The sequence below is a fragment of the Alkalihalobacillus sp. FSL W8-0930 genome, from assembly GCA_037965595.1.
Lineage (GTDB): Bacteria > Bacillota > Bacilli > Bacillales > Bacillaceae_D > Alkalicoccobacillus.
Map to the genome: position 1 here is coordinate 253292 of CP150183.1, position 20739 is coordinate 274030.

At 42.0% G+C, this 20739-nt stretch carries 22 protein-coding genes and 2 riboswitches; of the genes, 17 read left to right on the forward strand and 5 right to left on the reverse strand.

The window, feature by feature from the left end:
* The first annotated feature begins 229 nt into the window (after window positions 1-229).
* The 8 genes from NSQ54_01405 to NSQ54_01440 all read left to right on the forward strand — a co-directional run bounded on the left by NSQ54_01405 (window position 230) and on the right by NSQ54_01440 (window position 7525).
* Window positions 230-1363, forward strand: coding sequence for a DUF3137 domain-containing protein (locus NSQ54_01405; GenBank protein ID WYP26801.1), 1134 nt, complete (start codon window positions 230-232; stop codon window positions 1361-1363).
* A 36-nt stretch (window positions 1364-1399) separates the two neighbouring features.
* The gene (locus tag NSQ54_01410; GenBank protein WYP26802.1) at window positions 1400-2554 is read left to right on the forward strand and encodes a DUF3137 domain-containing protein; all 1155 of its coding nucleotides are present in this window, start codon (window positions 1400-1402) and stop codon (window positions 2552-2554) included.
* Window positions 2555-2570: 16 nt separating this feature from the next.
* On the forward strand, window positions 2571-3140 hold the full coding sequence (locus NSQ54_01415; protein WYP26803.1) for a LemA family protein: 570 nt from the start codon (window positions 2571-2573) through the stop codon (window positions 3138-3140).
* A gap of 61 nt (window positions 3141-3201) precedes the next feature.
* Complete coding sequence (locus NSQ54_01420; GenBank protein ID WYP26804.1) at window positions 3202-3339, forward strand: hypothetical protein; 138 nt, start codon at window positions 3202-3204, stop codon at window positions 3337-3339.
* Window positions 3340-3610: 271 nt separating this feature from the next.
* Window positions 3611-4552: an ABC transporter permease subunit gene (locus NSQ54_01425; protein ID WYP28474.1), complete on the forward strand. Its 942-nt coding sequence runs from the start codon at window positions 3611-3613 to the stop codon at window positions 4550-4552.
* Between the two features lie 56 nt (window positions 4553-4608).
* Entirely contained in the window at window positions 4609-5505 is an 897-nt protein-coding gene (locus tag NSQ54_01430) for a carbohydrate ABC transporter permease (protein ID WYP26805.1), read from the forward strand.
* Between the two features lie 18 nt (window positions 5506-5523).
* A complete protein-coding gene (locus tag NSQ54_01435) occupies window positions 5524-7137 on the forward strand; it encodes an extracellular solute-binding protein (GenBank protein ID WYP26806.1) in 1614 nt (537 codons plus the stop codon).
* A 112-nt stretch (window positions 7138-7249) separates the two neighbouring features.
* Window positions 7250-7525 (forward strand): hypothetical protein, encoded by a 276-nt coding sequence (locus NSQ54_01440; protein WYP26807.1) that lies wholly within the window; start codon window positions 7250-7252, stop codon window positions 7523-7525.
* Here the strand turns inward: NSQ54_01440 and NSQ54_01445 are convergent, their stop codons facing one another.
* Complete coding sequence (locus NSQ54_01445) at window positions 7526-9307, reverse strand: heparinase II/III family protein (protein ID WYP26808.1); 1782 nt, start codon at window positions 9305-9307, stop codon at window positions 7526-7528.
* 92 nt (window positions 9308-9399) lie between these two features.
* Between NSQ54_01445 and NSQ54_01450 the strand changes: the two genes are divergently transcribed.
* Window positions 9400-11226, forward strand: coding sequence for a DUF2264 domain-containing protein (locus NSQ54_01450; protein WYP26809.1), 1827 nt, complete (start codon window positions 9400-9402; stop codon window positions 11224-11226).
* A gap of 47 nt (window positions 11227-11273) precedes the next feature.
* Here NSQ54_01450 and NSQ54_01455 read toward each other — a convergent pair whose 3' ends face one another.
* A complete protein-coding gene (locus NSQ54_01455) occupies window positions 11274-11951 on the reverse strand; it encodes an N-acetylmuramoyl-L-alanine amidase (GenBank protein WYP26810.1) in 678 nt (225 codons plus the stop codon).
* Between the two features lies 1 nt (window position 11952).
* Window positions 11953-12117 carry a YvrJ family protein gene (locus tag NSQ54_01460; GenBank protein ID WYP26811.1) on the reverse strand — a complete coding sequence of 55 codons (165 nt, stop codon included), beginning with the start codon at window positions 12115-12117 and terminating at the stop codon, window positions 11953-11955.
* Between the two features lie 192 nt (window positions 12118-12309).
* Here NSQ54_01460 and NSQ54_01465 point away from each other — a divergent pair, with 192 nt between their 5' ends.
* From NSQ54_01465 to NSQ54_01490, 6 genes are all read left to right on the forward strand, one after another.
* Window positions 12310-12930: a sigma-70 family RNA polymerase sigma factor gene (locus NSQ54_01465; protein ID WYP26812.1), complete on the forward strand. Its 621-nt coding sequence runs from the start codon at window positions 12310-12312 to the stop codon at window positions 12928-12930.
* Window positions 12923-13195, forward strand: a complete 273-nt coding sequence (locus NSQ54_01470) for a hypothetical protein (GenBank protein WYP26813.1) — start codon at window positions 12923-12925, stop codon at window positions 13193-13195. The genes NSQ54_01465 and NSQ54_01470 overlap by 8 nt, the downstream gene beginning before the upstream one ends.
* On the forward strand, window positions 13179-13604 hold the full coding sequence (locus NSQ54_01475; protein ID WYP26814.1) for a VOC family protein: 426 nt from the start codon (window positions 13179-13181) through the stop codon (window positions 13602-13604). The genes NSQ54_01470 and NSQ54_01475 overlap by 17 nt, the downstream gene beginning before the upstream one ends.
* Before the next feature lie 186 nt (window positions 13605-13790).
* Window positions 13791-14003, forward strand: a complete 213-nt coding sequence (locus NSQ54_01480; GenBank protein WYP26815.1) for a hypothetical protein — start codon at window positions 13791-13793, stop codon at window positions 14001-14003.
* Between the two features lie 55 nt (window positions 14004-14058).
* Window positions 14059-14163: riboswitch (SAM riboswitch) on the forward strand.
* Window positions 14164-14224: 61 nt separating this feature from the next.
* On the forward strand, window positions 14225-15280 hold the full coding sequence (locus tag NSQ54_01485) for an LLM class flavin-dependent oxidoreductase (protein WYP26816.1): 1056 nt from the start codon (window positions 14225-14227) through the stop codon (window positions 15278-15280).
* A gap of 1 nt (window position 15281) precedes the next feature.
* Window positions 15282-16229 carry an alpha-L-glutamate ligase gene (locus NSQ54_01490; GenBank protein ID WYP26817.1) on the forward strand — a complete coding sequence of 316 codons (948 nt, stop codon included), beginning with the start codon at window positions 15282-15284 and terminating at the stop codon, window positions 16227-16229.
* Window positions 16230-16272: 43 nt separating this feature from the next.
* Here the strand turns inward: NSQ54_01490 and NSQ54_01495 are convergent, their stop codons facing one another.
* On the reverse strand, window positions 16273-17895 hold the full coding sequence (locus NSQ54_01495) for a copper resistance D family protein (protein WYP26818.1): 1623 nt from the start codon (window positions 17893-17895) through the stop codon (window positions 16273-16275).
* 210 nt (window positions 17896-18105) lie between these two features.
* A riboswitch (purine riboswitch) is annotated at window positions 18106-18206 on the forward strand.
* Window positions 18207-18265: 59 nt separating this feature from the next.
* Between NSQ54_01495 and NSQ54_01500 the strand changes: the two genes are divergently transcribed.
* Both NSQ54_01500 and NSQ54_01505 read left to right on the forward strand, forming a co-directional pair.
* The gene (locus tag NSQ54_01500; protein ID WYP26819.1) at window positions 18266-19603 is read left to right on the forward strand and encodes a 5'-deoxyadenosine deaminase; all 1338 of its coding nucleotides are present in this window, start codon (window positions 18266-18268) and stop codon (window positions 19601-19603) included.
* A 75-nt stretch (window positions 19604-19678) separates the two neighbouring features.
* A complete protein-coding gene (locus tag NSQ54_01505) occupies window positions 19679-20341 on the forward strand; it encodes a DUF421 domain-containing protein (protein ID WYP26820.1) in 663 nt (220 codons plus the stop codon).
* Here NSQ54_01505 and NSQ54_01510 read toward each other — a convergent pair.
* On the reverse strand, window positions 20313-20654 hold the full coding sequence (locus NSQ54_01510) for a hypothetical protein (protein WYP26821.1): 342 nt from the start codon (window positions 20652-20654) through the stop codon (window positions 20313-20315). The genes NSQ54_01505 and NSQ54_01510 overlap by 29 nt on opposite strands.
* Window positions 20655-20739 lie beyond the last annotated feature (85 nt).

Here is a 20739-nt window from a genome sequence, read left to right on the forward strand (position 1 = left end):
CCATGCGATAAATTAAGACAAATTCTTTATTTGATTAAATATTGAGCTGAAGCAAATGCTTCAGTTCTTTTTGTAGGTACTTGTAAAAACATGTTTATATCTAACTTAAATGGGATAAGGAAATAAGTCCTGTTGGAAAAAACCAGTGAAATCATACTCATTCCTCATGCAATGGTCAATTGTAGCCTTCACAATAAAAAGAGCGAGATTTGTGGAAAGGAGTGGAAGGATGAAGCAATTTCAGGATGCGTATGATTTGGAACGGTTTTCAAAATCAGAAGAGGAATTCGAAGCTTTTTACAAAGATGATTTGCATCATTTAGCTGAGGAATTAGAGGAGAAACGGCTGCAGTTGCTTCGTGCCCATCGACGTCCGTATTGGATCCTACTGATGCTGACGATTGCAGCAGCGGTCTATATCTATTATTTCTTGGAATGGACGTACTTCTTGGCTATTCCTGGAGCGTGGATCTTCTACTGTCTGTTCTTTGGCATCAGCAAAGAAATGAAATTTCAGAAAGAAGAACGTCTGCTCAAGAGTCAGATCAAAGAAGAGCTACTAAAGAAAACGATCCATTTTATGAACCCGAATTTTGTGTATAAACCAACCTATTTTGTCGCTTCCAAGCATTTTGTCGATGCGCATATTTTTGCAGATGCGTTTGATTATTATGGAGGAAACGATTTTGTTGAAGGCGATGTCGGGGAGGGGAATGAACGGACACGTCTCTTTTTCTCGGAGGTCACAGCCGACAAATTAGTGACATATGAACACCGCAAGCGAGTACGCCGTTGGAGAGAGGCCGCTTTTCAAGGGTTGTTTTTTGTCGCTGATTTTAACAAGGAGTTTGAGGGTCTCACAACCATCGTACCTAAGGAAAGAAGACCAAGCTGGTTCTCCAGATTTTTCACAAAGCGTGATGAAGAGATTTTAAAAGAGATGGAGACGATGGACCTCGAGTTTGATAAGACATTCACAGTGAAAACAACAGATGAAACAAAGGCCAGGTATATTTTAACGCCAGCTTTTAAAAAAAGACTCATGGAGTTTGCAAGTCAACAGCGTTCGAACAAATCGAATGCAAAATACCGGAAAAAAGAAGCGGCAAGGCAAGGGATGAATCAAATGAATGGTCGACTTGTACCGAAGAAACACCCCAAACCCTTCAAACGCGCAAAAAGCTACTTTACCTTCCTGGATGGGAAGATGTATTTTATGCTACATACCAATCAGACTCATTTTGAATCAAACATCCATCAGAAAATTGATGAGAAGATGTTCAAGGAATATTATCAGGACATTAACCGGGCCATGCAGCTTGTTGATGACTTGAACTTAAACTTACGTATTTGGAATAAATGAAACGAAATGACCTGAATACTCGTATAAGGAGGAAGCATGAGTAGCCTACAGTTTAAAGACGACTATATGCTTGAGCGTTTCTCTAAGTCGCCCGAGGAGTTTGAGGCATTTTACGATCAGGAATTAAAACAGATCGTCAAAGAGCTTGAAGCTGAGAGAATGAAGATGGTTGATCCATTTAAAAAGCTTGTTAAGAAGTATTGGATTCCTGCCCTTCTTGTAGCGATTGTCATGGCTATTATTGATTTTTCTTTTCTTCTGATCCTTCCAGTTGGTCTCTTTGCACTCGCTCCAATGGTTAAAAAGAGATACGATGCATTCAACAGAAAGCGAGATGCCCTTGCCTCTCGTTTAAAAGAAGAAGTGCTAGGAAAAACCGTTCGATTTATGCATTCATCCTTTGCGTATAGATCAAACAGTGGCGTCTCCCGCTACAAATTTATTAATGCTCATATTTTTGCGGATGAGTTTTCAACCTACAAGAGCAGCGACTATATAGTTGGCCGAATAGGAAATGAAGAGTCAGGTACGGAGGTTGAACTGTCTGAGGTAACGGCAGAGAAGGTCATGGTCTCTAGAGATCGAGAGGGTAACCTCGACCGAAAGGCATACTCTGTGTTTCAAGGGCTATTTTTTGTCGCTGACTTTAATAAAGACTTTCACGGACTCACAACAGTGGTACCAAAGGAAAAGGAAAAGAGCTTTCTCGCTCAGTTGTTTACAAAAGAAGATGAAGCGATCCTGCAACCAGTGGAGACGATGGATTTGGAATTTGATGAGACATTTACGGTTAAATCGTCTGATGAAACGAAAGCACGCTATATTTTAACTCCTGCCTTTATGAGGCGGTTACTGGATTTCTCTACTAAACAACGAAAAAACCGGGTCAATCATCGTGCTGAATTATTGGACACGTTAAAAGAGGGAGTGGATCTGATCGTCAATCGAAAACGCCATGGCAGAACAACTCAAAAGGCGTTTGTTGCCCCTTTAGAGCATGCAAAAAGCTACTTTTCCTTCTTGGATGGGAAGATGTACTTTATGCTACATACAGGAAGAAAACACTTTGAATTTAACTTACATGAGCCAATCGATAAAGAGCTCTTTATCGAATATTACGAGGATCTGAACCGGGCGATGGAGCTTGTTGACGAGTTAAATCTGAACTTACGTATCTGGAATAAGGAATAGAAAAGGAGAGAGGAAAATGGGTACAATCATTCTTATTGTTGTAGGTATTATGTTAGCATCCATCATAGGTGTCGCCATCGTATACTACAATAAGTTTCAACGATATAACATTCATGTTGATAATGTCTTTGCGAATCTAGATGCTATCTTAATGCGCCGTGTAGATGAGCTGTCTAAACTGGTGGATGTTACACGCCAGCATGTGGAGGACGAAAACCAAGTCCTTCAAGGTGTCATCGGATTAAGGCAGCAAATCATTGATGCGACAAATGTAGATGAAAAGGTAAAAGCGCACAACAATATGAACCGCCAGATCCCGGCATTTATGGCGCAAGCGGAGCGATATCCGGATATTAAATTTAGTGAAGCGTATAAGCACTTGCAGCGTTCCATTACAAATATTGAAGAGAACATTCAAGCTGCGCGTCATTCCTATAACCAATCAGTCGGTCGCTACAATACAGAAGTGTCTACGTTCCCAGGCAACATCTTTGCCGGCATCTTCCGCTTTGGTCCAAGACCGATGTTCGAAGCACCACAAGAAAAACGTGAGGATGTGGATCTGCGCGCGATGTTTAACCGATAATGTTGTGTGCTGATGGAAGAAAATAGATTATACTTAAAGAAAAGGTATAGTAGGTGCCAGTATGATTGAGATCTTATTCTTTATCTTTATGATTGTCTTCTTTATCAGCTCAAACAACATTGAAAAAAGCCTGAAACGAACGGAAGAACAGAACGAGCAGATCATTCAGTTGTTAAAAGAAAAACAGGAGAAAGAGTGAGGCGCGGTGCCTCACTCTTTTTTTGTGTTTGTAAATTGTTGGAAGGGCTCAGTTACTTAATTTCGGAATTCCAAAAGCAAAACTGATTATTTCTTTTAGATATATCTTACGGACTAAGGTCTATTCAAAAGTAATTTGAATAATCATTAACTATGATTTGCGTAATAACTGGTTGAACGTAGATTACGAGAATCTAGTAATTAAATCTGTATCAAAAAAAACTGGATTTAAGGGGGGTGTATGGTTGAAAACGAAAGATACGAAACATGAATTGATTCATAAAAATCTTAAACCAATAAAGGGTGATCGAAAGAAATTAGTCTATTTTTTAAAGAGAGATTGGCAACTGTATGTATTACTCTTATTGCCTGTCCTGTTTGCATTTATCTTTAAATATATGCCCTTATCAGGACTACTCATTGCTTTTAAGGATTACAACATTATAAAGGGATTTTGGGCTAGCGAATGGGTCGGTTTTGATATATTTGTTGATCTGTTTAATAGACCAGAATTTGCAAAAGCGGTCCGTAATACGTTATTACTGAATGTCTCTGATTTAATCTTAAGTTTTACAGTACCCATTATGTTGGCTTTACTTCTCAATGAGGTCACGGGAAAAGTATTTAAAAGAGTAAACCAAACTGTTCTTTATTTACCTCACTTTTTATCATGGGTCATCATTGGTGCTCTTGCTTATCAATTACTTGGCCTTGGAAGCGGCATGGTTAACAACCTTATAGAGCAGCTAGGAGGAAGTCGTATCCCCTTTCTTCAAGAGGATGTACATTGGCTAGTTAGTTATCTAGCGATCGGTGTATGGCAAGGGATGGGGTGGGGAACGATTATTTATCTTGCTGCAATGAGTGGCGTAAACCCAGAATTATACGAGGCTGCAACCGTCGATGGTGCAGGTAGATGGAGAAAAATGTGGCATGTTACGTTACCATGCATTCGACCTACAATTGTTGTTCTCTTAATTTTAAGTTTGGGAAATGTGATGGGGGGGTCATTCGAAAGGGTTTTTGCTCTACAGAATATGGCTTCAACAGAATTCACTACAACCATTCCTATCTTGGTGTACCGTTGGGGACTCGAAAATGGAGATTTTAGTCGAGCTACTGCACTTGGTCTCTTTCAAGCCGTTATTGGACTTATCCTTGTGTTAGCTTCAGATAGAATAGCTAAAAAGATGGGAGAAGATGGGCTGCTATAAGGAACGTTTTACATTTCAATCACAGAAAAAATGATTAAGACGAAAGAGGGGGGAGTATGAACGCAATTAATAAGAGCAAGATGGGCAAGCGTAAACGTTTTGATATTTGGGAACTTGTCATTCGTCTCATTCTAATTGTTATTTCTCTAACTTGTTTACTTCCTTTTGTACATGTTCTTGTTAAATCGTTAAGTAGTGATGCATACGTTGTTGCAAATAATATCTTCCTTTGGCCTAAAGGGTTTACGCTTGATGCATACACACAAATATTAACTGATAAGAGCATATTACAGTCTCTTTATGTAAGCGTTCTTATTACGGTTTTGTTTACGGTAATCGGCATGATTATTACGATTTGTGCAGCCTATCCACTATCGAGAAAACAATTAAAAGGTCGTACAACAATCACATTGTTGTTCATGATCACTCTGTACTTTACTGGTGGAATTATACCTGACTATCTACTCGTAAATAAGTTAGGCATGCTTGATACGATATGGTCGCTTGTTCTTCCAGGCGCTTTTAGTGCATTCAATCTACTCATCTTAAAAACATCTATCCAAAGTATTGTACCTGCTAGTTTAGAAGAATCAGCACGTATGGACGGAGCCGGACATTTTCGGATTTTGTGGAGTATCGTTTTGCCACTGATTAAGCCGATCATTGCCACACTTTCACTTTTCTATGCTGTAGGTCGTTGGAACAGCTATCAAGATGCGTTATTCTACATCAGATATGAAACGGAATTGCGCCCCCTACAGTTGAAATTATATTATCTGGTTGTTCAAGCCAGCGAGAGCTTTCAAACCGAATTAACCCTTGTACAAACAAGTAGTCCTGAAACGCTGAGAGCGGCTGTTGTCATTTTCGCGACATTACCAATCCTTTGTATCTATCCATTTGTACAAAAGTATTTTGTGAAAGGCGTCATGATTGGATCTGTCAAAGAATAATAAAGATGGGGGATAACTATGAAAAGTAAATGGTTGAGTACTTTTACTGTTTTGGCTTTGGGAGGGCTTTTAGTTGCATGTTCAAATGACGCTGCGAATGATCCTAAACAAAACGATGATGGAACGAATTTACCTGACGATGAGATGAAGTTTACAGATACGGTTGAGTTAAGTATTCCTGTTTATGATCGAGCTTTTGAAGGCTGGAATGTATCTGATAATTTTTATACTCGTTGGATTCAAGAAGAATTTGGGGATGAACACAACATCTCTGTCAATTTTGTTCCGATAGCAAGAGCTAGTGAGGTAACGGACTTTCAACAGCTATTAGCAGCAGGAAACGCACCTGATGTTATTTTCCATTATGATATGCCACAAGCGTTGGCTTACTATGACAGTGATGTGTTGCAGCCGCTTGATACAGACGAACTGGCTAAGTATGCGCCGACATATTGGGAAAATCTAAAAGAGACGAATGAACAATTTGGTGTTGTAGATGATCAAAACATGTTCTTCTTTGCTGATCGACCAGATGTCAGTAATTATACAACCGTTATTCGTAAGGATTGGGTTGAACAAGTGGGTATGAAAGTGGAGGATTTAACGTCACTTGAAAAGCTAAATGAAATGGCAGAGAAGTGGAAGGATGCAGGACTTGGTACGATGGGTGGAGGATTAACGGCTAATATTTTTAACTATAATTATGCTTTCCGGGACTGGCCAATTGATCCAGAATACCGTGCGCTTTATTCAGACCTAATGGTAGCTGATTTTACAACGGAAGATACAGAACGTTGGCTTAAGAATTTAAGTTATCGGTACCATAATGGCCTAATAGATAAGGAATTTTACCTTCGTACAGATGCGAACCAAATAAAATCGGAGTTTGTAGCAGGTCGTACAGGTATAGTGGGAGAGTACATTTCTTATAATACGGATCTTTATACATCTACACTACAAAATAATCCAGAAGCTGAATTCGCTGTACTCCCACCATATGCTGAAATTCCAGAAGGAGGCGTACCACAAGGTCGAGCAAATTGGCCATTTGGCTTAATCATGGGAATCAATGAATCCGCCACTGAAGAAGAAAGAGTGGCTGTATGGTTGTACCTAGAATGGATGAGTCAGCCTGAAAACCTATTTTTCTTGCAGAATGGGATAGAAGGTGAGAACTATACATTAGATTCAGATGGAATCCCAATCATTGAAACAGAATTCAATGGTGAATCAGCTCTATCAATGAACAATAACAAGGATTATTGGGCACTTGTAACGGAAGCCCCTTATTTTGAGACTGAAGAATTAACACGTAAAGCAATGGAAAGCTTCTGGTCACCTCCAGGTTTCGAATATATTGTTGATGATATGTTTAAGTATCAAGATGAAACAAGGGAGTATTCTATACAAGATCCTTTATTCACAGTAGTCATAGATAGTCAAAATGATTATCAAGCTGACTTGAATGCATTATTCCAAGAACTTTATCTAATGGTCGTCATGGGGCCTGAAGATAAGTTTGATGAGAATTACGAAGCGGCCAAGGAGCGGTATTTAAATGCTGGCTACCAACAAATATTAGACGAGAAGCAAGCAGCCATTGATGAAGGAAAGTTTAATTATTTTGAGTAAGAAAAGCATGAAAAAGAGTGAGGCGCGAGTGCCTCACTCTTTTTTGTTTTTCTAGCAGATAAAGAGGGTAATGCTAAATTAATTGGGTTTAATTAGGAGGGAGCTTACTGCGATGTATCGAACGTGTAGTCATTGCAATCGAGATGTACCGATGTGGAAAATCATCCTTTCCAATTGGCGTTCAGTAAAGTGTACACATTGTAAAAAACGAAATTACACAACCACTTCTACACAGAGGCTTCAAAACTATTTTCTACTGCCACTAGCAGCACTAAGTGGAATTATAACGGGAATAGTAGTCGATTCATTAGTAGAGGTGTTGTTGTATGTATCTCTGTTTGTCTGCGTCTACTTATTGATTAGTCTGCCGTTTTATCGGTTAGAGTAGTTACTCCAAGTTAAACTGACACGTAAATGAAAATGCTCCTATTATTTTTTCGAAACTAAAATCAATCAGACTAAGTTCTTTCATAATCCCAAAGTGATCTACTATCTTCTCTTTTTTTATGGTTGGAGTCAACTCTTGATCAAACGTTACATAAAGAGTTGAATCACCTTGAGCAATGGTGATTTTACCGGGTTCAACTTGAACGTTCTCTGCTAGACTCACAAATCGTTCGATAATAGAATCCGGTGCCGTAAGTATGAATGAATCTATCAAACGAACACACCCGAGCTCCCTATCTATCTCCCATTTTCGAGTAAACGACTGCAAAGAAGGAACGGAGTATGCATTGGTTAGGTCTAGTTGAAATTCGCTCTGTTGACCTTGATTATGAAAGGAAAGAACCCTGGCACATGCATCAGCACCTTGCTGTTGAACACACCCCCCAATGAGAGGGACGGAATGGCCGTGTGATCCGTTTGAGAGCATGTGATATCGGTCCGTACTGAAGGAAGCTTTTATGTAATGTCCCGCCCCGATGTCTGATAACATAGACACCCCATTCACATAGATCATGAACTGTCCCAGATCATTATGGTTGTGAGGCTCATCGTTATGTCCACCTTTTAGGGCTACGCCAGTTATTTGATTCTTATATTCAAAGGTTGAGAGGTACCACTGTGCCTCGAAAAAGTAGCTTGTGTGAGTGGGCCATACCCCGCCATCTTTCGTTTCGTCATACCAAATAAAATGACGAATGGCAGGAGCAAAACGGTAGCATGGGTCTGAATCAAATGTAGCGCAATCACTCGTCCTGGGAAGGTGTATTTGCTTGAAATGAGTATGCAGATAATGGCTAAGACCAAGAAGTGGTGAGGCCATTTCTAACGCATCTGAGAAGTTAGCGACTGTATTCTCGCCCATAAAGACCTTTTCTTGAAATTGAGCGGTTTCGTTTAATTTAGGAAGCGCAAGTAGATCGATCTTACCTTCTGTCTGCTTTTTTAGTAAATCCGCAAAGTAGATAAAGTACCCGAACCCATACTGCCAATAATGATAGCCCTCCTGACACACGCCTTCATCTGTTAACCCCAACACAAAGTAAGAGACGCTTTTAACACATCTATCAAGAATCAATTGACGTTCTTCTTCGGAATCCATTAAGTACATCGCACATGCACCAATCGAACCAGCGCATACAGCTGACCAATTATGAGTAGCCTGCTCCCACGGTTGTTCCACTTTTTGAAAGGGCTCAAGCACCCTTCTGCGAGTTTCGTAGTTTATTCTATGCTTGATTAGAACGGGCAGTGTATCTTCGAACATTGTTAAAATTTCCGCTAAAGAAAAGGCTGTCTCGGCGGCAAATAAATCAATTTGTTGATGAGCTTCTAAATTATGATCAGACTTCTCAAATGCTGAGTCTTGTCTAAGATGGGCAGGCAAACACCACGTCCATTCACCACAAATGGCCCATATGGTTGAGTGAAGATGCGTACGGTACTCCAGGTGATCTGGATAGAGGTATGACAGAATTGAAAAGGTGGTAAGACGCTTGCGCCTTTCAAAGTAAAGCTGTTGATACGGGTCGCGATCTCCATTTATAAAATAAGCGTTAAATGAATCATAGTCTAGTTCAGGCATTGGCGTATGTAAAACAGATTGCGCATAGGTGGAGAGGTCTTTAACCCAAATTTGCAGGAAGGAAGACTGCTGGATCTTCAGCTGAATTCGATTAGGTGAAATGGGTTCTCCATAAACATCTGTGAATAAGGATTTTTTCATAAAAAGCTCCTCCAATCTGCCCTAAAAGGGTACTTTTCTTCTATTGTAAGGGTTTACAATAGAAGAAATCAATTGAATGGAAGGGTGATCATATGAAACGTGAAAGTCTTCAAATGGGTGCAACGAAAGCAGATGCTGAGAAGTGGCTTCTTGAAATGGTTGATCCTGTGATGGCTGAGTTAAAAGAAGGTCATGCAGGAATTCATTTAGGAGAGACAGGAGCATCATACGGCTCAAAAACAGCTCATATGGAAGCATTCTCTAGGCTATTCTGGGGAGTGGCTCCACTCGTAGCTGGTGGCAGTCATCCTCCCTATCTCGACCGACTCGTTGAAGGTGTTAGGAACGGAACGGACCCGAACCACTCTGAATATTGGGGAAAGCTGACTGATTATCATCAGATGCTGGTAGAAATGTCCGTGTACGGCTATGCGCTTTGTTTAATGCCAGATCAGCTTTGGGGGAAGCTAACAAACAAGGAGCGAGATCATCTTGTTGCATGGCTGTCCCAAAGTAGTAAATACAAATGTCATGACTGCAACTGGCTGTTCTTCCCGGTTCTTGTTCAGTTGGGGTTAAAGCAAGTTGGCGCACCGTATTGCCAGCAAACGATTGATGATTCACTTGAACGGATGGAGGCTTTTTATCTGGGAAATGGCTGGTATGCTGACGGAGAAGATGCGCATCGTGACTATTACGTCCCATTTGCGATTCATTTTTATAGCCTTTTTTATGCAAAGGTAATGGAGGAGGATGATCCCGAACGAGCCAGTCTCTATAAAGAAAGGGCTAAACGTTTTGCCAAGGATTTTATCTACTGGTTTGCAGACGATGGACGTGCGATTCCGTATGGTCGCAGTATGACGTATCGTTTTGCCCAGGCTGCGTTCTGGAGTGCGATTGTTTATGCGGAGGTAGATGTTGCTCCTTATACACTTGGGGAGATAAAAGGTCTATTGTTTCGTCATCTTCGTGAGTGGATGGACCGACCGATTTTCGATGCAAGAGGTGTATTGACGATTGGGTACGAGTATCCGAATCTAGGGATGTCGGAAAACTATAATTCCCCGGGCTCACCGTACTGGGCACTCAAAACGTTCTTATTTCTGGCGCTTTCAGATGATCATCCATTTTGGAAGACGGACGAACAGGAAATGCCAACGTTAACAGAAGTTCACGCACAAGCTGAAGCAAACAAAGTGCTGACTCGGCATAAGGGGCACGCAGCCATGTTTAATGCAGGTCACCTAAGGACAAATGACCATACTCATACCTCTGCCAAGTATGAGAAGTTTGTCTACTCGAGTCACTTTGGGTTTAGTGTTCCCCGGGCAGAATGGGGAATGGAGCAGGGTGCTTTTGATTCGATGCTTGCATTAAGCGAGCAGGACCAACTTTTTAGAGTGAAACGCTCGTCCACAACGATTCAACTCTCAAACTCATTAATCAAAATGGATTGGCAGCCATGGAAGGACGTCACAGTAGAAACATGGATTGTGCCTGGTCTTCCGTGTCATTTACGAGTTCACCGGATTCAAACAGCTAGGCCACTAACCGCTGCAGAAGGTGGATTTGCTGTTGGAGTTGATGAAGGGGAAAATGGATCATCCATCGTGGGAGAGGGCAAAGCGCTCTATTCGTATAGTGGTGGAACAAGTGGAATCAAGCGTCTGTATGGAACAGGAGAGGTGAAGCTGGTGTATCCAAACATAAATACAAACATCATGAAGCCACGAACCAGTATTCCAACCGTTGTGAGTACATTAGAACCAGGAACACATATTCAAGCAGTTGCGGTGTATGGAACGTCGGACGATTGCTACGATTCAGATTGGGACGCGTATTTTTCAGTTGAGGAAAAGGAAGGCACACTTACTTTTTACCAAAAAGGATTAGACGAACCGATACTAACGATATAAAGGAGAAACTCGACACCCAGAGAGGATGTCGAGTTTCTTTTTGTTATTTAGTTAGGTTGGAACTGTACATATTGTGTATTGCCAGTGATAAAGAGACCACTGCGGAGCTCGTACATCTTTGAACCATTCACTACTAATTCGCGAACAAAGGTAAAGACCTCATCGCGGCTCACAGTCTGATAGCGGGCGTTCCAATCAGGTCGATTGTACACCCAAAGAGAGGACGCGAGCACCCGAACCGTTCCGATTGAGTCGTTACTACTGCCACCAACCTCTTGAATGAAGCTATTCCATACACTTAATAGATTAGCCGGGCAGTTCTTGCCTGTCCAATGCTGATGACTGACCACACGCGAAAGTGGGATGTTTAACTGATTCATCATACTTTGGATGAGTTCAATCGCTCTTTGGCGTGTTGCGGTAAAATCGCCATCTCTATTCACGCAAAGTTCAATTCCGATTGACTGGCTGTTCCCACTAGAACCTGCGTGCCAGCCAACTTCATTTGTTGGCAGGTGCTGATAGATAACAGAGTCATCGACTGTATAGTGCCAAGAGACTTGGCGACTTTGGGCATCGGCCCCTTTTACATAGCGAGAATGCGTCTCTGCGTCTGCTCCCGGGCTGGTGTTGGCTGTTTCGTGCACGGTGATGTAGGTAGGGGTGAGGCTTGTCCCCGGTCGGTTTGAGTTACTCGTTGGAATAAAATCTTGGATGATGTTCATGTTACTCGTCCTCCTCTTTTTTTGTTGCAAGCTTCCTAGTCAGGTCTTCAATGGCTAGCGTCTGTGCGGTGATTTGCTTTTCAAAACGAAACAATAGATACAAGGCAACAGCACTTGGAAATCCGACGTTCGCAAGCAGCATCGTCCATTCAGGCATAGTTCCCATCTTTTCACCCCTTTAAGAGAAGCTACTATATAAAGAGATCTCCACGAAAAAAAAATCAACTTATTTCCCAAATTGATAAGAACATATATTCGCTTTTTCTGTGTATAATGAGAACATAAGTTCTTATTTATTTTATAGAACATTGATTATTTATTGCTTGTCATCTCTTTAAAGAGAAAGGAGGTATGTTTAATGGAGTTAGTAAACCAACGTGCCTATAAGGAATCAATTGAGGTCAGAGAGTTTGTCGCAACCTATGAAAAAGCATTGAACGCACCTGTTATACGTGCGTTTCTTGAAGAGGAACAACACATGAATCTGTTAATAGAGAGTATTGTAGAACCAACACCAAAAAATAGAGAGGCTGTGAATGAAAGCTTTCGAAGCTTTTATATGGAGCTGCGATTAGTAAAATACCTATCTCAACTCATTCACTATTACTCCATTGATGTAAGCAAACGCTATAGGCGACACTTTGCAAGACATTCCTATGTGATGGACCAACCGCTTTCAGATGATCACTCACTCTATCTTCACGATGTATTAGAATCGGAGGGTCCTAGTGTCGAGAGTCTTGTTACCGAGGGAGGGAGCGATTTGGAGCAAGTCATTGAGAACCCTTTACTATACAAGCATTTTCTCGCTCTCTCGGACAAGCAGAAGCAAGTACTCAACCTTTACTTTGTGGGTGGACTCAGCCATAGAGTAATTGCTAAGAGGTTTGGAAGCACGCCGCAGAATATCTCTCAAATTGCGACAAGAGCTCTTGCAAAATTGAGATCAGCTATCAATCAGGAGGACAAGCATGAGTAACACAAAAAAAGATCTCATTCAAAAAATGGAACCAAAGATTAAGAAAAGCATTCGTCACATCCCTTGGCAGTACCGGGAAGACGTTGAACAAGAAATCAAGATGAAGGTGATGGAATCCATTGACAAAGTGAACACGTATGACGTCCCAAGTTTTTTTGAATACACAGCAAAAGAGAACAACAAGAAAGCAGGAACAAGGAAAAAGAAAGCGAATAATAAGGGGAAAACGGAAGAGAGTAGGGTGACGGATGAATATGAATGCTAGACAAATCTTTGTGAATCTCCCAGTCAAAGATCTTCAGAAATCAAAGGCCTTTTTTACAGAGGTAGGCTTTACATTTAATGAACAATTTGAAGATGAAAGCGCAACGTGTATGGTGGTTAACGAAACGATCTTTGTAATGCTCCTGGAAGAAGACCGCTACACATCGTTTACTAAAAAAGAAATCCCAAACACAAGCACCCACTCTGAAGCCATCGTCGCGCTCTCGCTGGATAGTCGCGAAGAAGTAGACGAAGTTGTGAACCGCGCATTCGCTGCAGGGGCGGGAACGTATAATGAACCACAGGATCACGGATTCATGTATGGATGGAGCTTCGCAGACATCGACGGCCATCTGTGGGAGTTCTTTCATATGGACATGGCAGCAGCAGAAGCCGCAGCCAAGCAGTAAGTATCTTCGGATGCTTGCTGTTTTTTTTTTTGGGGTGAGGGGGAGAAGTGGAGCGTTAGCCAATTAAATTAGAGCGTTAACTAATCAAATCAATGCATTACGCATCCTCATCCTTTTCAAACTCATTAATCCTTGATAAACTGAATATAATCTATTTTCTGAATTAATAAGAGGGGGTGCAACCCTGTGAGGCAGTTTATTCTAGGGTTATTGCTCTCATTTTTAGTGATAGGAATCTTAAGGTGGATCGGCGTTCCTTTCACCCCAGGTGATCTATTGCAGAACATGATCGGAGAACCAACTCCAATCAAATCAGTAGTGGTTATTCTTCTTGGGATAATCATCTTTTATCTAATCTTTCGTTCCATTCGTCATAAGACGCGAGAGAACGCATCTTAACTCTCAATGTTTGAGAGTTTCTGAGTAATCTGATAAAATTAATATACATTCATATATCTTATCAAGAGAGGCAGAGGGACTGGCCCTACGAAGCCCGGCAACCGATTATTTATTCAGGTGCCAAATCCAGCAGAATGGAGATCATTCTGATAGATAAGGAGTACGCACACGTCTTCTTACAGAAGAGGTGTTTTTTATTATAGAGAGTGGGGGCGTAATAGATGAAGTATGGGTTTTGGCTACCTATTTTTGGAGGATGGTTACGCAATGTTCATGATGAGCAGATGCCGGCAACCTTTGAATATGCAAAGAAAGTCGTTCAAGCAGCGGAGGACTGGGGATATGATACCACTCTCCTTGCTGAGCTCTATTTAAACGATATAAAAGGTCCTGGTGAAGATGTACTGGAGGCATGGACCACGGCTGCGGCGCTTGCTGCGGTTACCTCTAAAATAGAACTTATGACAGCCATTCGTCCGGGTTTCCATAATCCGGCGACGACGGCAAAGATGGCGGCGAATATTGACCAGATTAGTAACGGCCGATTTACGTTAAATGTTGTGTCTGCTTGGTGGGCTGAGGAGGCGCGTCAATATGGCGGTGTATTCACAGAGCATGATGAGCGCTATGCTCGAACCGAGGAGTTCATTGATGTATTAAAAGGGCTATGGACCGAGGAATCCTTCACGTACAATGGAACCTACTATCAGCTAAAGGATACGAAGCTTTCACCAAAGCCTGTTCAGCGTCCGAACCCCATTCTTTATGCAGGTGGTGAGAGTGAGCAGGGCAAAACAACCATCGCTGAAAAATGTGACGCCTACGTCATGCATGGTGGTACGGTGGAAGAGATTCGCGCGAAGATTACTGATATGAAGGAACGCCGTAAGAAAACGGGGCACACGCCATTTTCACGTTTTGGGATGGCGGCTTACGTTATTTGCCGCGATACAGAAGAAGAGGCCCAGGCTGAGCTCGCTCGGATTACCGATGTGAAGGAATCGGATGCCTATGCGGGGTACGATGATTTTACAAGCAAATCGCAGCTTGAACAGCAAATTAAGCTACAGGATTACTCGGTTTCCAACCGTGGTTTACGACCTGAATTGATTGGGACACCAGAGATGATTGCCAAACGAATTCTTGAGTACGAAGAGGCAGGGCTTGATCTAGTACTCTTACAATGCTCGCCGCAATATGAGGAAATGGAACGCTTCGCCCGCGACGTGATGCCAGTTGTTGAACAACTGAGAAAGCAAACAAAGGAGACAATCTAATATGAAAAAGATCTACGTGATTCATGAAAATCAGGAGTGGACCGTTCACTTATTTAACAGATTGGAAGAGTTGGGGCTTCCCTATGAGGATTGGCATTTAGGCAGTGGAGCCATTAACTTAAACGAGGCTCCTCCTGAAGGCATCTTTTATTCTCGTATGAGTGCTTCTTCTCACACACGAGGTCACCGGTATGCGCCTGAGCTTGCGGCAGCAGTGCTTTCGTGGCTGGAACGTCATGGGCGGACGGTGATTAATAATAGCCGGGCGCTACAGCTTGAGGTGAGTAAGGTCGTTCAATATATGGAGCTTGAGAAATTCGGCGTACGTACACCAAAAACAGTGGCCGCTGTTGGTAAAGATCAAATCCTACAGGCTGCGGATACCTTTGAGGGACAAGCTTTTATTACGAAGCATAATCGTGCCGGAAAAGGGCTTGGTGTCCAATTGTTTCAGGACAAGCAGGCACTCCAAGCATATCTTGAAAGTGATACCTTTGAAGAGCCAGTCGACGGAATTACGTTACTACAGCAATACATTCAGGCACCGGAGCCATATATTACGCGTTGTGAGTTTGTAGGGGGAGAATTTGTGTATGCGGTGAGAGTGGATACGTCTGAAGGCTTTGAGCTATGCCCAGCAGATGCCTGCTCGATTGAAGACTTATTTTGTCCCGTTGGGGAAGAACCAAATGCGAAGTTCCAAATTGATCCAAGCTTTAACGAGCCTGTCCTCAGTCAATATGCTGAGGTATTAAAAGCAAATGGCGTTCAGATTGCCGGAATTGAGTGCATTCGTGATCAAGAAGGGAATCTGTATACGTATGACATTAATACAAACACAAACTACAACTCAGAAGCCGAGGAGAAAGCTGGCGTATTCGGCATGCTAGAGGTAGCGAAATATCTTGGTCTTCGTTTAAAAGAAGAACAAGAAGCTCTTGTTTCATAAAAAAACGTTCTGCATCCGTTAGGGTGCAGAACGTTTTTGTGTATTAATGGTGAAACCCGCCACTCATTGAATCAAGCTCAAATGAGTCGAGCACATCGCCACTTTCATTAAGGATTTCCACCGTATGGGTTTCATACCAGCTCTCATCGCTGTCTGTGATCGAGACAAAGGTTTGGTCTTCGATTGGTGTAGTAACGGTTTCGCCAGAATAAATGATTCGTGCTTCGGTAGCCTCTGGAAGTGCTGTGTATCCAAAGGTTACATACGAAAATCTATAATTTGAGTTATGCCAAGTGCCTGTTTCAAAACGTTGAGTCTGCGTTCCATTTGTATTTGCACGACTAAACCCACCTTCTAAAACAAGTCCACTTAAAGGGATGCGAGTGAACTTCTCTTGGTTCACGGTCAGTTTTTCTAAGCCGAGATCTGTGTTATCCACCGTATAGATTGCGTAGGCAACATCTACACCAACATCTTCCCAAAGAACATCAATAGCAGCTTCTTCAGGATGACTCGCTGCGATGGCGTCCTCTATCTCAGAATACGACGTGTTATCTACATAGATTTCTCCAGGAGCAAGGGACATCATGATACCTATATATGAAGAAATGACCAGTAACCCCATCATAAGTGCAGAGAAAAAAGTTCCGCGCGTTAGCAATAAAATCGCCAGCCCAGCTAAAAAGAAAATAATAGATAGATAAAGAAATACAAACCCAATTGGTCCAGGTGAGAAGGACAGCAACTGAAACTGAGAAAGTGGTTCTTGAATGAATAGCTGAGTGATCCAGCTAACGGGCTCAGTTTGTAGCGTACGCAACACTTCGTGAGGGGGCTCAAGCTCAGACATAAACCCTGTCACAACGAAGATAAATAGTGCAATAACAGATTCAGCACGGAAAGACAGTTTTAACTGTGGCTCTGTCAGTCGAGGCTTCTTTAGACTGAGCATAATTAAATGCCTAAGCCCGAAAAATAGAAGTGGAACATACAGAATGTGTTTAATGAATAAAAGCTGACCATAAGATAACAGCCATCCATTAAAATAATCCTGAGTGACTTCCGTCAGTAAGAAAAAGCCTGTAAGCGACAGGAGTAATACCGCACCAGCAGCAACGGGTGAGAACCATTTATGAAGCGTTTGGCTATCGGGTAAGTTTTGTGCATACCAACCCATGACAAATAATGGGCCAATCCAAGCAGCTACACTAATGAAATGGATAAAGGTAGAAACAAACCCCATCCAACCGGCGATGGACGTCCCGTGGCTTGCCCAACTTGCACATGTCATCAGAAGAACGGCTCCTGCTAGAAGAGCGTAATGAACCACTGGGGGCGATAGCTTTTTCATCCGACTTATAACGAACATACTAACGACAACAACAATGGAAGCAATTAATGCTTGTCCAGCTGCGTATGTCAGTAAAACGGTTGTAACGGCATCAGACCACTTTGCCCCAAATTGGCTTGTCAGCGTATTGATTACATTCACAACCGGTACAGCAAGCAGGATCGGTATGGAAAGAAGGATACTTTCCACCGTTTGTCTGGATAACGTAATGTGTACCCGGAGTCTTTCTGGCAAGATCTGCAGAATGTAATATCCGGACACAATCGCAAACGCAATATATAGAAACACATTTGATAATTGAACAATGATAACCATGACCCGCCTCCAACAGATAAGATCATTATTATTGTAACCACCACACTTAAAAAGAGACAAGCATCATAGTAAGGGAAACAGGTGATAAACCAATGAATGTGACGAACCTGTGCACAGAAATCAATGAAACGTTTGTTTAAACTTTAGACAGTAAGGTAATGTGACGATGATCTTGCCTGATCGCTTCGTATGCACTACACTATAGCAGTAGTTGCATAGTGTCGTTATCATCGTATAGCCCCAATAATATGGATTGGGGGTTTCTAGTAGGAGCCATAAACTTCCTAGCTACGAGAATAGGTTTGCCCTATTTTTGTAGCTATTTTTTGTGGGCAAATCTTCTTTCATTTCAATGTGAGGAGTGATTAAAGTGGGAAGCATTTTAATTAAGCAAGCAGAATTGATTACGATGAACAAGAATGAAGAATCGTTTGTAGGAGACCTTCTAATTGAGGGAACAACGATTAAAGCCATTGGATCAGACCTTGGGGATGTAGGTGCCGACAAGGTGATTGATGGCAGAGGCAGAACAGTGATCCCAGGATTTGTTCAAACTCATATCCATCTATGTCAAACAGCCTTCCGTGGTAAGGGGGATGACCTAGAATTAATGGATTGGTTGCAAAAACGAATCTGGCCACTCGAAGCGGCGCATGATGAAGAATCGATTTATTATTCAGCAATGCTTGGAATTGGTGAGCTGATTCAAAGTGGAACCACCTCGATTGTTGATATGGAAACGGTCCATCATACGGATTCAGCCTTTCAGGCGATCTCTCAAACGGGCATTCGTGCATTAGCCGGAAAGGTCATGATGGATAAGGGAACCGAAGTCCCTAAAGCATTACAAGAAAACACTCAGCAATCCATTCAGGAAAGCGTTGATTTATTAGAGAAGTGGCATAACCATGACCAAGGACGAATTCAATACGCCTTTACACCAAGGTTTGTTGTTTCATGCACAGAGCCTCTGTTAAAAGAAGTTCAATCCTTATCTGATCATTATCAGGTTAAGGTTCATACACATGCGTCGGAAAACCGTGGTGAGATTGAGATTGTGCAAGCGGAGACAGGTATGCGAAATGTGGTGTACTTGGATCATTTAGGACTGGCTAATGAACGATTGATCTTAGCGCACTGCGTCTGGCTGGATGAGCAGGAGAAGAAAATTCTTAAAGACCGTGGCGTAAAAGTGACACATTGTCCAGGCTCAAACTTAAAGTTAGCTTCTGGTTTTGCGGAAATCCCAGATCTTTTAAGTCAGGATATTGCGGTAAGCCTTGGAGCGGATGGTGCACCATGTAATAACAACCTCGACATGTTTAATGAAATGCGACTCGCAGCCCTTATTCAAAAACCACTACACGGTCCAACGTCAATGGATGCAAGAACGGTCTTTCGTATGGCTACACTAGGTGGAGCGAAGGCGATTGGGCTGGAGAATGAGATTGGGAGTCTTGAAGTAGGCAAAAAAGCGGATATTGCCATTTTAAACTTAAATGATTTTCACACCTATCCATCCTTTGATGTCGATACGATCTCTCGGATTGTTTATTCGGCTACACGTGCTGATGTCGAAACAACCATCATTAATGGAAAGATTGTCATGGAGAACCGCATCATGAAAACACTTGATAAACAGCTTGTTCTAACTGAATCGAACCGAGTTATGAAGCGCTTAGTGAAGCGACTTCCGAAAATATCATAACCATCATTCATGCATAGTCCCCCGGTCGAAGACAGATACTACAAACAAAATCTGTCGATCGGGGGACTTTTTAAGGTGGATGAAGTATTAGTCGCGCTGCTTCGGACAGCCGTCGTGTTTTTCATGATTTTGACCTTCTTTCGTTTGACCGGAAAAAAAGATATTGGAGAAATTAGCGTTCTTGATATCGTCATTACATTACTCATTGTAGACATTGCCGTCATCATGATTGAGGACACTGACATTTCATTTATGAAGGGGATTGCTCCCATTCTTCTGCTGTTTACCATTCAATATACCTTTTCGCGTATTTCATTAAAAAATCAAAAATTCCGCGATATTGTAGACGGCCGACCCGTGCTAATCATACGTGAAGGAAAGCTCCAGCAAGAGAACATGCGGAAACAGTCATATAATCTCGATGATGTCCTGCTTCAGCTGCGAACGAAAGATGTGTTTGACATCTGTGACGTGGATTATGCGTTACTTGAAAGCTCCGGCGCATTGTCTGTTTACAAAAAAGGGGATCAGTCGCCATTTACACTGCCTTTTATATTGGATGGCATGGTGCAGGAAGAGCACTTAAGCATACTGGGTAAGGACTCAACCTGGTTAAGGAATGAGCTTGAAGAAAATGGATACGAAAACTTTGATGACGTATTCTATTGTGGATTCACAAAAGAACAAAAGCTATATATAGAGAAACGGATTAAGAAGGAGAAGAAAAATAAGGCTTAACGTTCATTTGAAGCACTTCTTCCAAATCCTCAAGTCGAATCAGATAATAGTCGACTGAATCCGGTATGTGTGTCTCCAGATCATTCTTTACCTGATCTGTATGTAAAACAAAGTGTGTTTCATCGATCGCTCGAATGGCAAGAGCTGCTTGAGTGACCGTAACAACCGTTATATCATCATGGAAATCCTCAGCTTCCATGCGCTCAAACGGGGCGTCTAATTGAACGGACAGAGGTGCATGAAGGCTCGTTGCAGGGAGCAACAACCACTGAGGGAAGAGCTGACCGTCCATTTCTTCGTAATAGACTTTCATGGGAGACCTCCTAGATCGTTTGGTACTAATAGTATAAACAATAAAAAAAGAGCTGTCTCCATTGGGTTCATTCAGAAATGAATGG

What these genes read in the sequence shown, in the direction of transcription:
- NSQ54_01485 (WYP26816.1), top strand. Translation starts at nt 14,225, where the DNA reads ATGAAGTATGGGTTTTGGCTACCTATTTTTGGAGGATGGTTACGCAAT.
- NSQ54_01490 (WYP26817.1), top strand. Translation starts at nt 15,282, where the DNA reads ATGAAAAAGATCTACGTGATTCATGAAAATCAGGAGTGGACCGTTCAC.
- NSQ54_01440 (WYP26807.1), top strand. Translation starts at nt 7,250, where the DNA reads ATGTATCGAACGTGTAGTCATTGCAATCGAGATGTACCGATGTGGAAA.
- NSQ54_01495 (WYP26818.1), bottom strand. Translation starts at nt 17,895, where the DNA reads ATGGTTATCATTGTTCAATTATCAAATGTGTTTCTATATATTGCGTTT.
- NSQ54_01405 (WYP26801.1), top strand. Translation starts at nt 230, where the DNA reads ATGAAGCAATTTCAGGATGCGTATGATTTGGAACGGTTTTCAAAATCA.
- NSQ54_01510 (WYP26821.1), bottom strand. Translation starts at nt 20,654, where the DNA reads ATGAAAGTCTATTACGAAGAAATGGACGGTCAGCTCTTCCCTCAGTGG.
- NSQ54_01450 (WYP26809.1), top strand. Translation starts at nt 9,400, where the DNA reads ATGAAACGTGAAAGTCTTCAAATGGGTGCAACGAAAGCAGATGCTGAG.
- NSQ54_01410 (WYP26802.1), top strand. Translation starts at nt 1,400, where the DNA reads ATGAGTAGCCTACAGTTTAAAGACGACTATATGCTTGAGCGTTTCTCT.
- NSQ54_01435 (WYP26806.1), top strand. Translation starts at nt 5,524, where the DNA reads ATGAAAAGTAAATGGTTGAGTACTTTTACTGTTTTGGCTTTGGGAGGG.
- NSQ54_01415 (WYP26803.1), top strand. Translation starts at nt 2,571, where the DNA reads ATGGGTACAATCATTCTTATTGTTGTAGGTATTATGTTAGCATCCATC.
- NSQ54_01470 (WYP26813.1), top strand. Translation starts at nt 12,923, where the DNA reads ATGAGTAACACAAAAAAAGATCTCATTCAAAAAATGGAACCAAAGATT.
- NSQ54_01445 (WYP26808.1), bottom strand. Translation starts at nt 9,307, where the DNA reads ATGAAAAAATCCTTATTCACAGATGTTTATGGAGAACCCATTTCACCT.
- NSQ54_01420 (WYP26804.1), top strand. Translation starts at nt 3,202, where the DNA reads ATGATTGAGATCTTATTCTTTATCTTTATGATTGTCTTCTTTATCAGC.
- NSQ54_01475 (WYP26814.1), top strand. Translation starts at nt 13,179, where the DNA reads ATGAATATGAATGCTAGACAAATCTTTGTGAATCTCCCAGTCAAAGAT.
- NSQ54_01455 (WYP26810.1), bottom strand. Translation starts at nt 11,951, where the DNA reads ATGAACATCATCCAAGATTTTATTCCAACGAGTAACTCAAACCGACCG.
- NSQ54_01430 (WYP26805.1), top strand. Translation starts at nt 4,609, where the DNA reads ATGAACGCAATTAATAAGAGCAAGATGGGCAAGCGTAAACGTTTTGAT.
- NSQ54_01460 (WYP26811.1), bottom strand. Translation starts at nt 12,117, where the DNA reads ATGGGAACTATGCCTGAATGGACGATGCTGCTTGCGAACGTCGGATTT.
- NSQ54_01465 (WYP26812.1), top strand. Translation starts at nt 12,310, where the DNA reads ATGGAGTTAGTAAACCAACGTGCCTATAAGGAATCAATTGAGGTCAGA.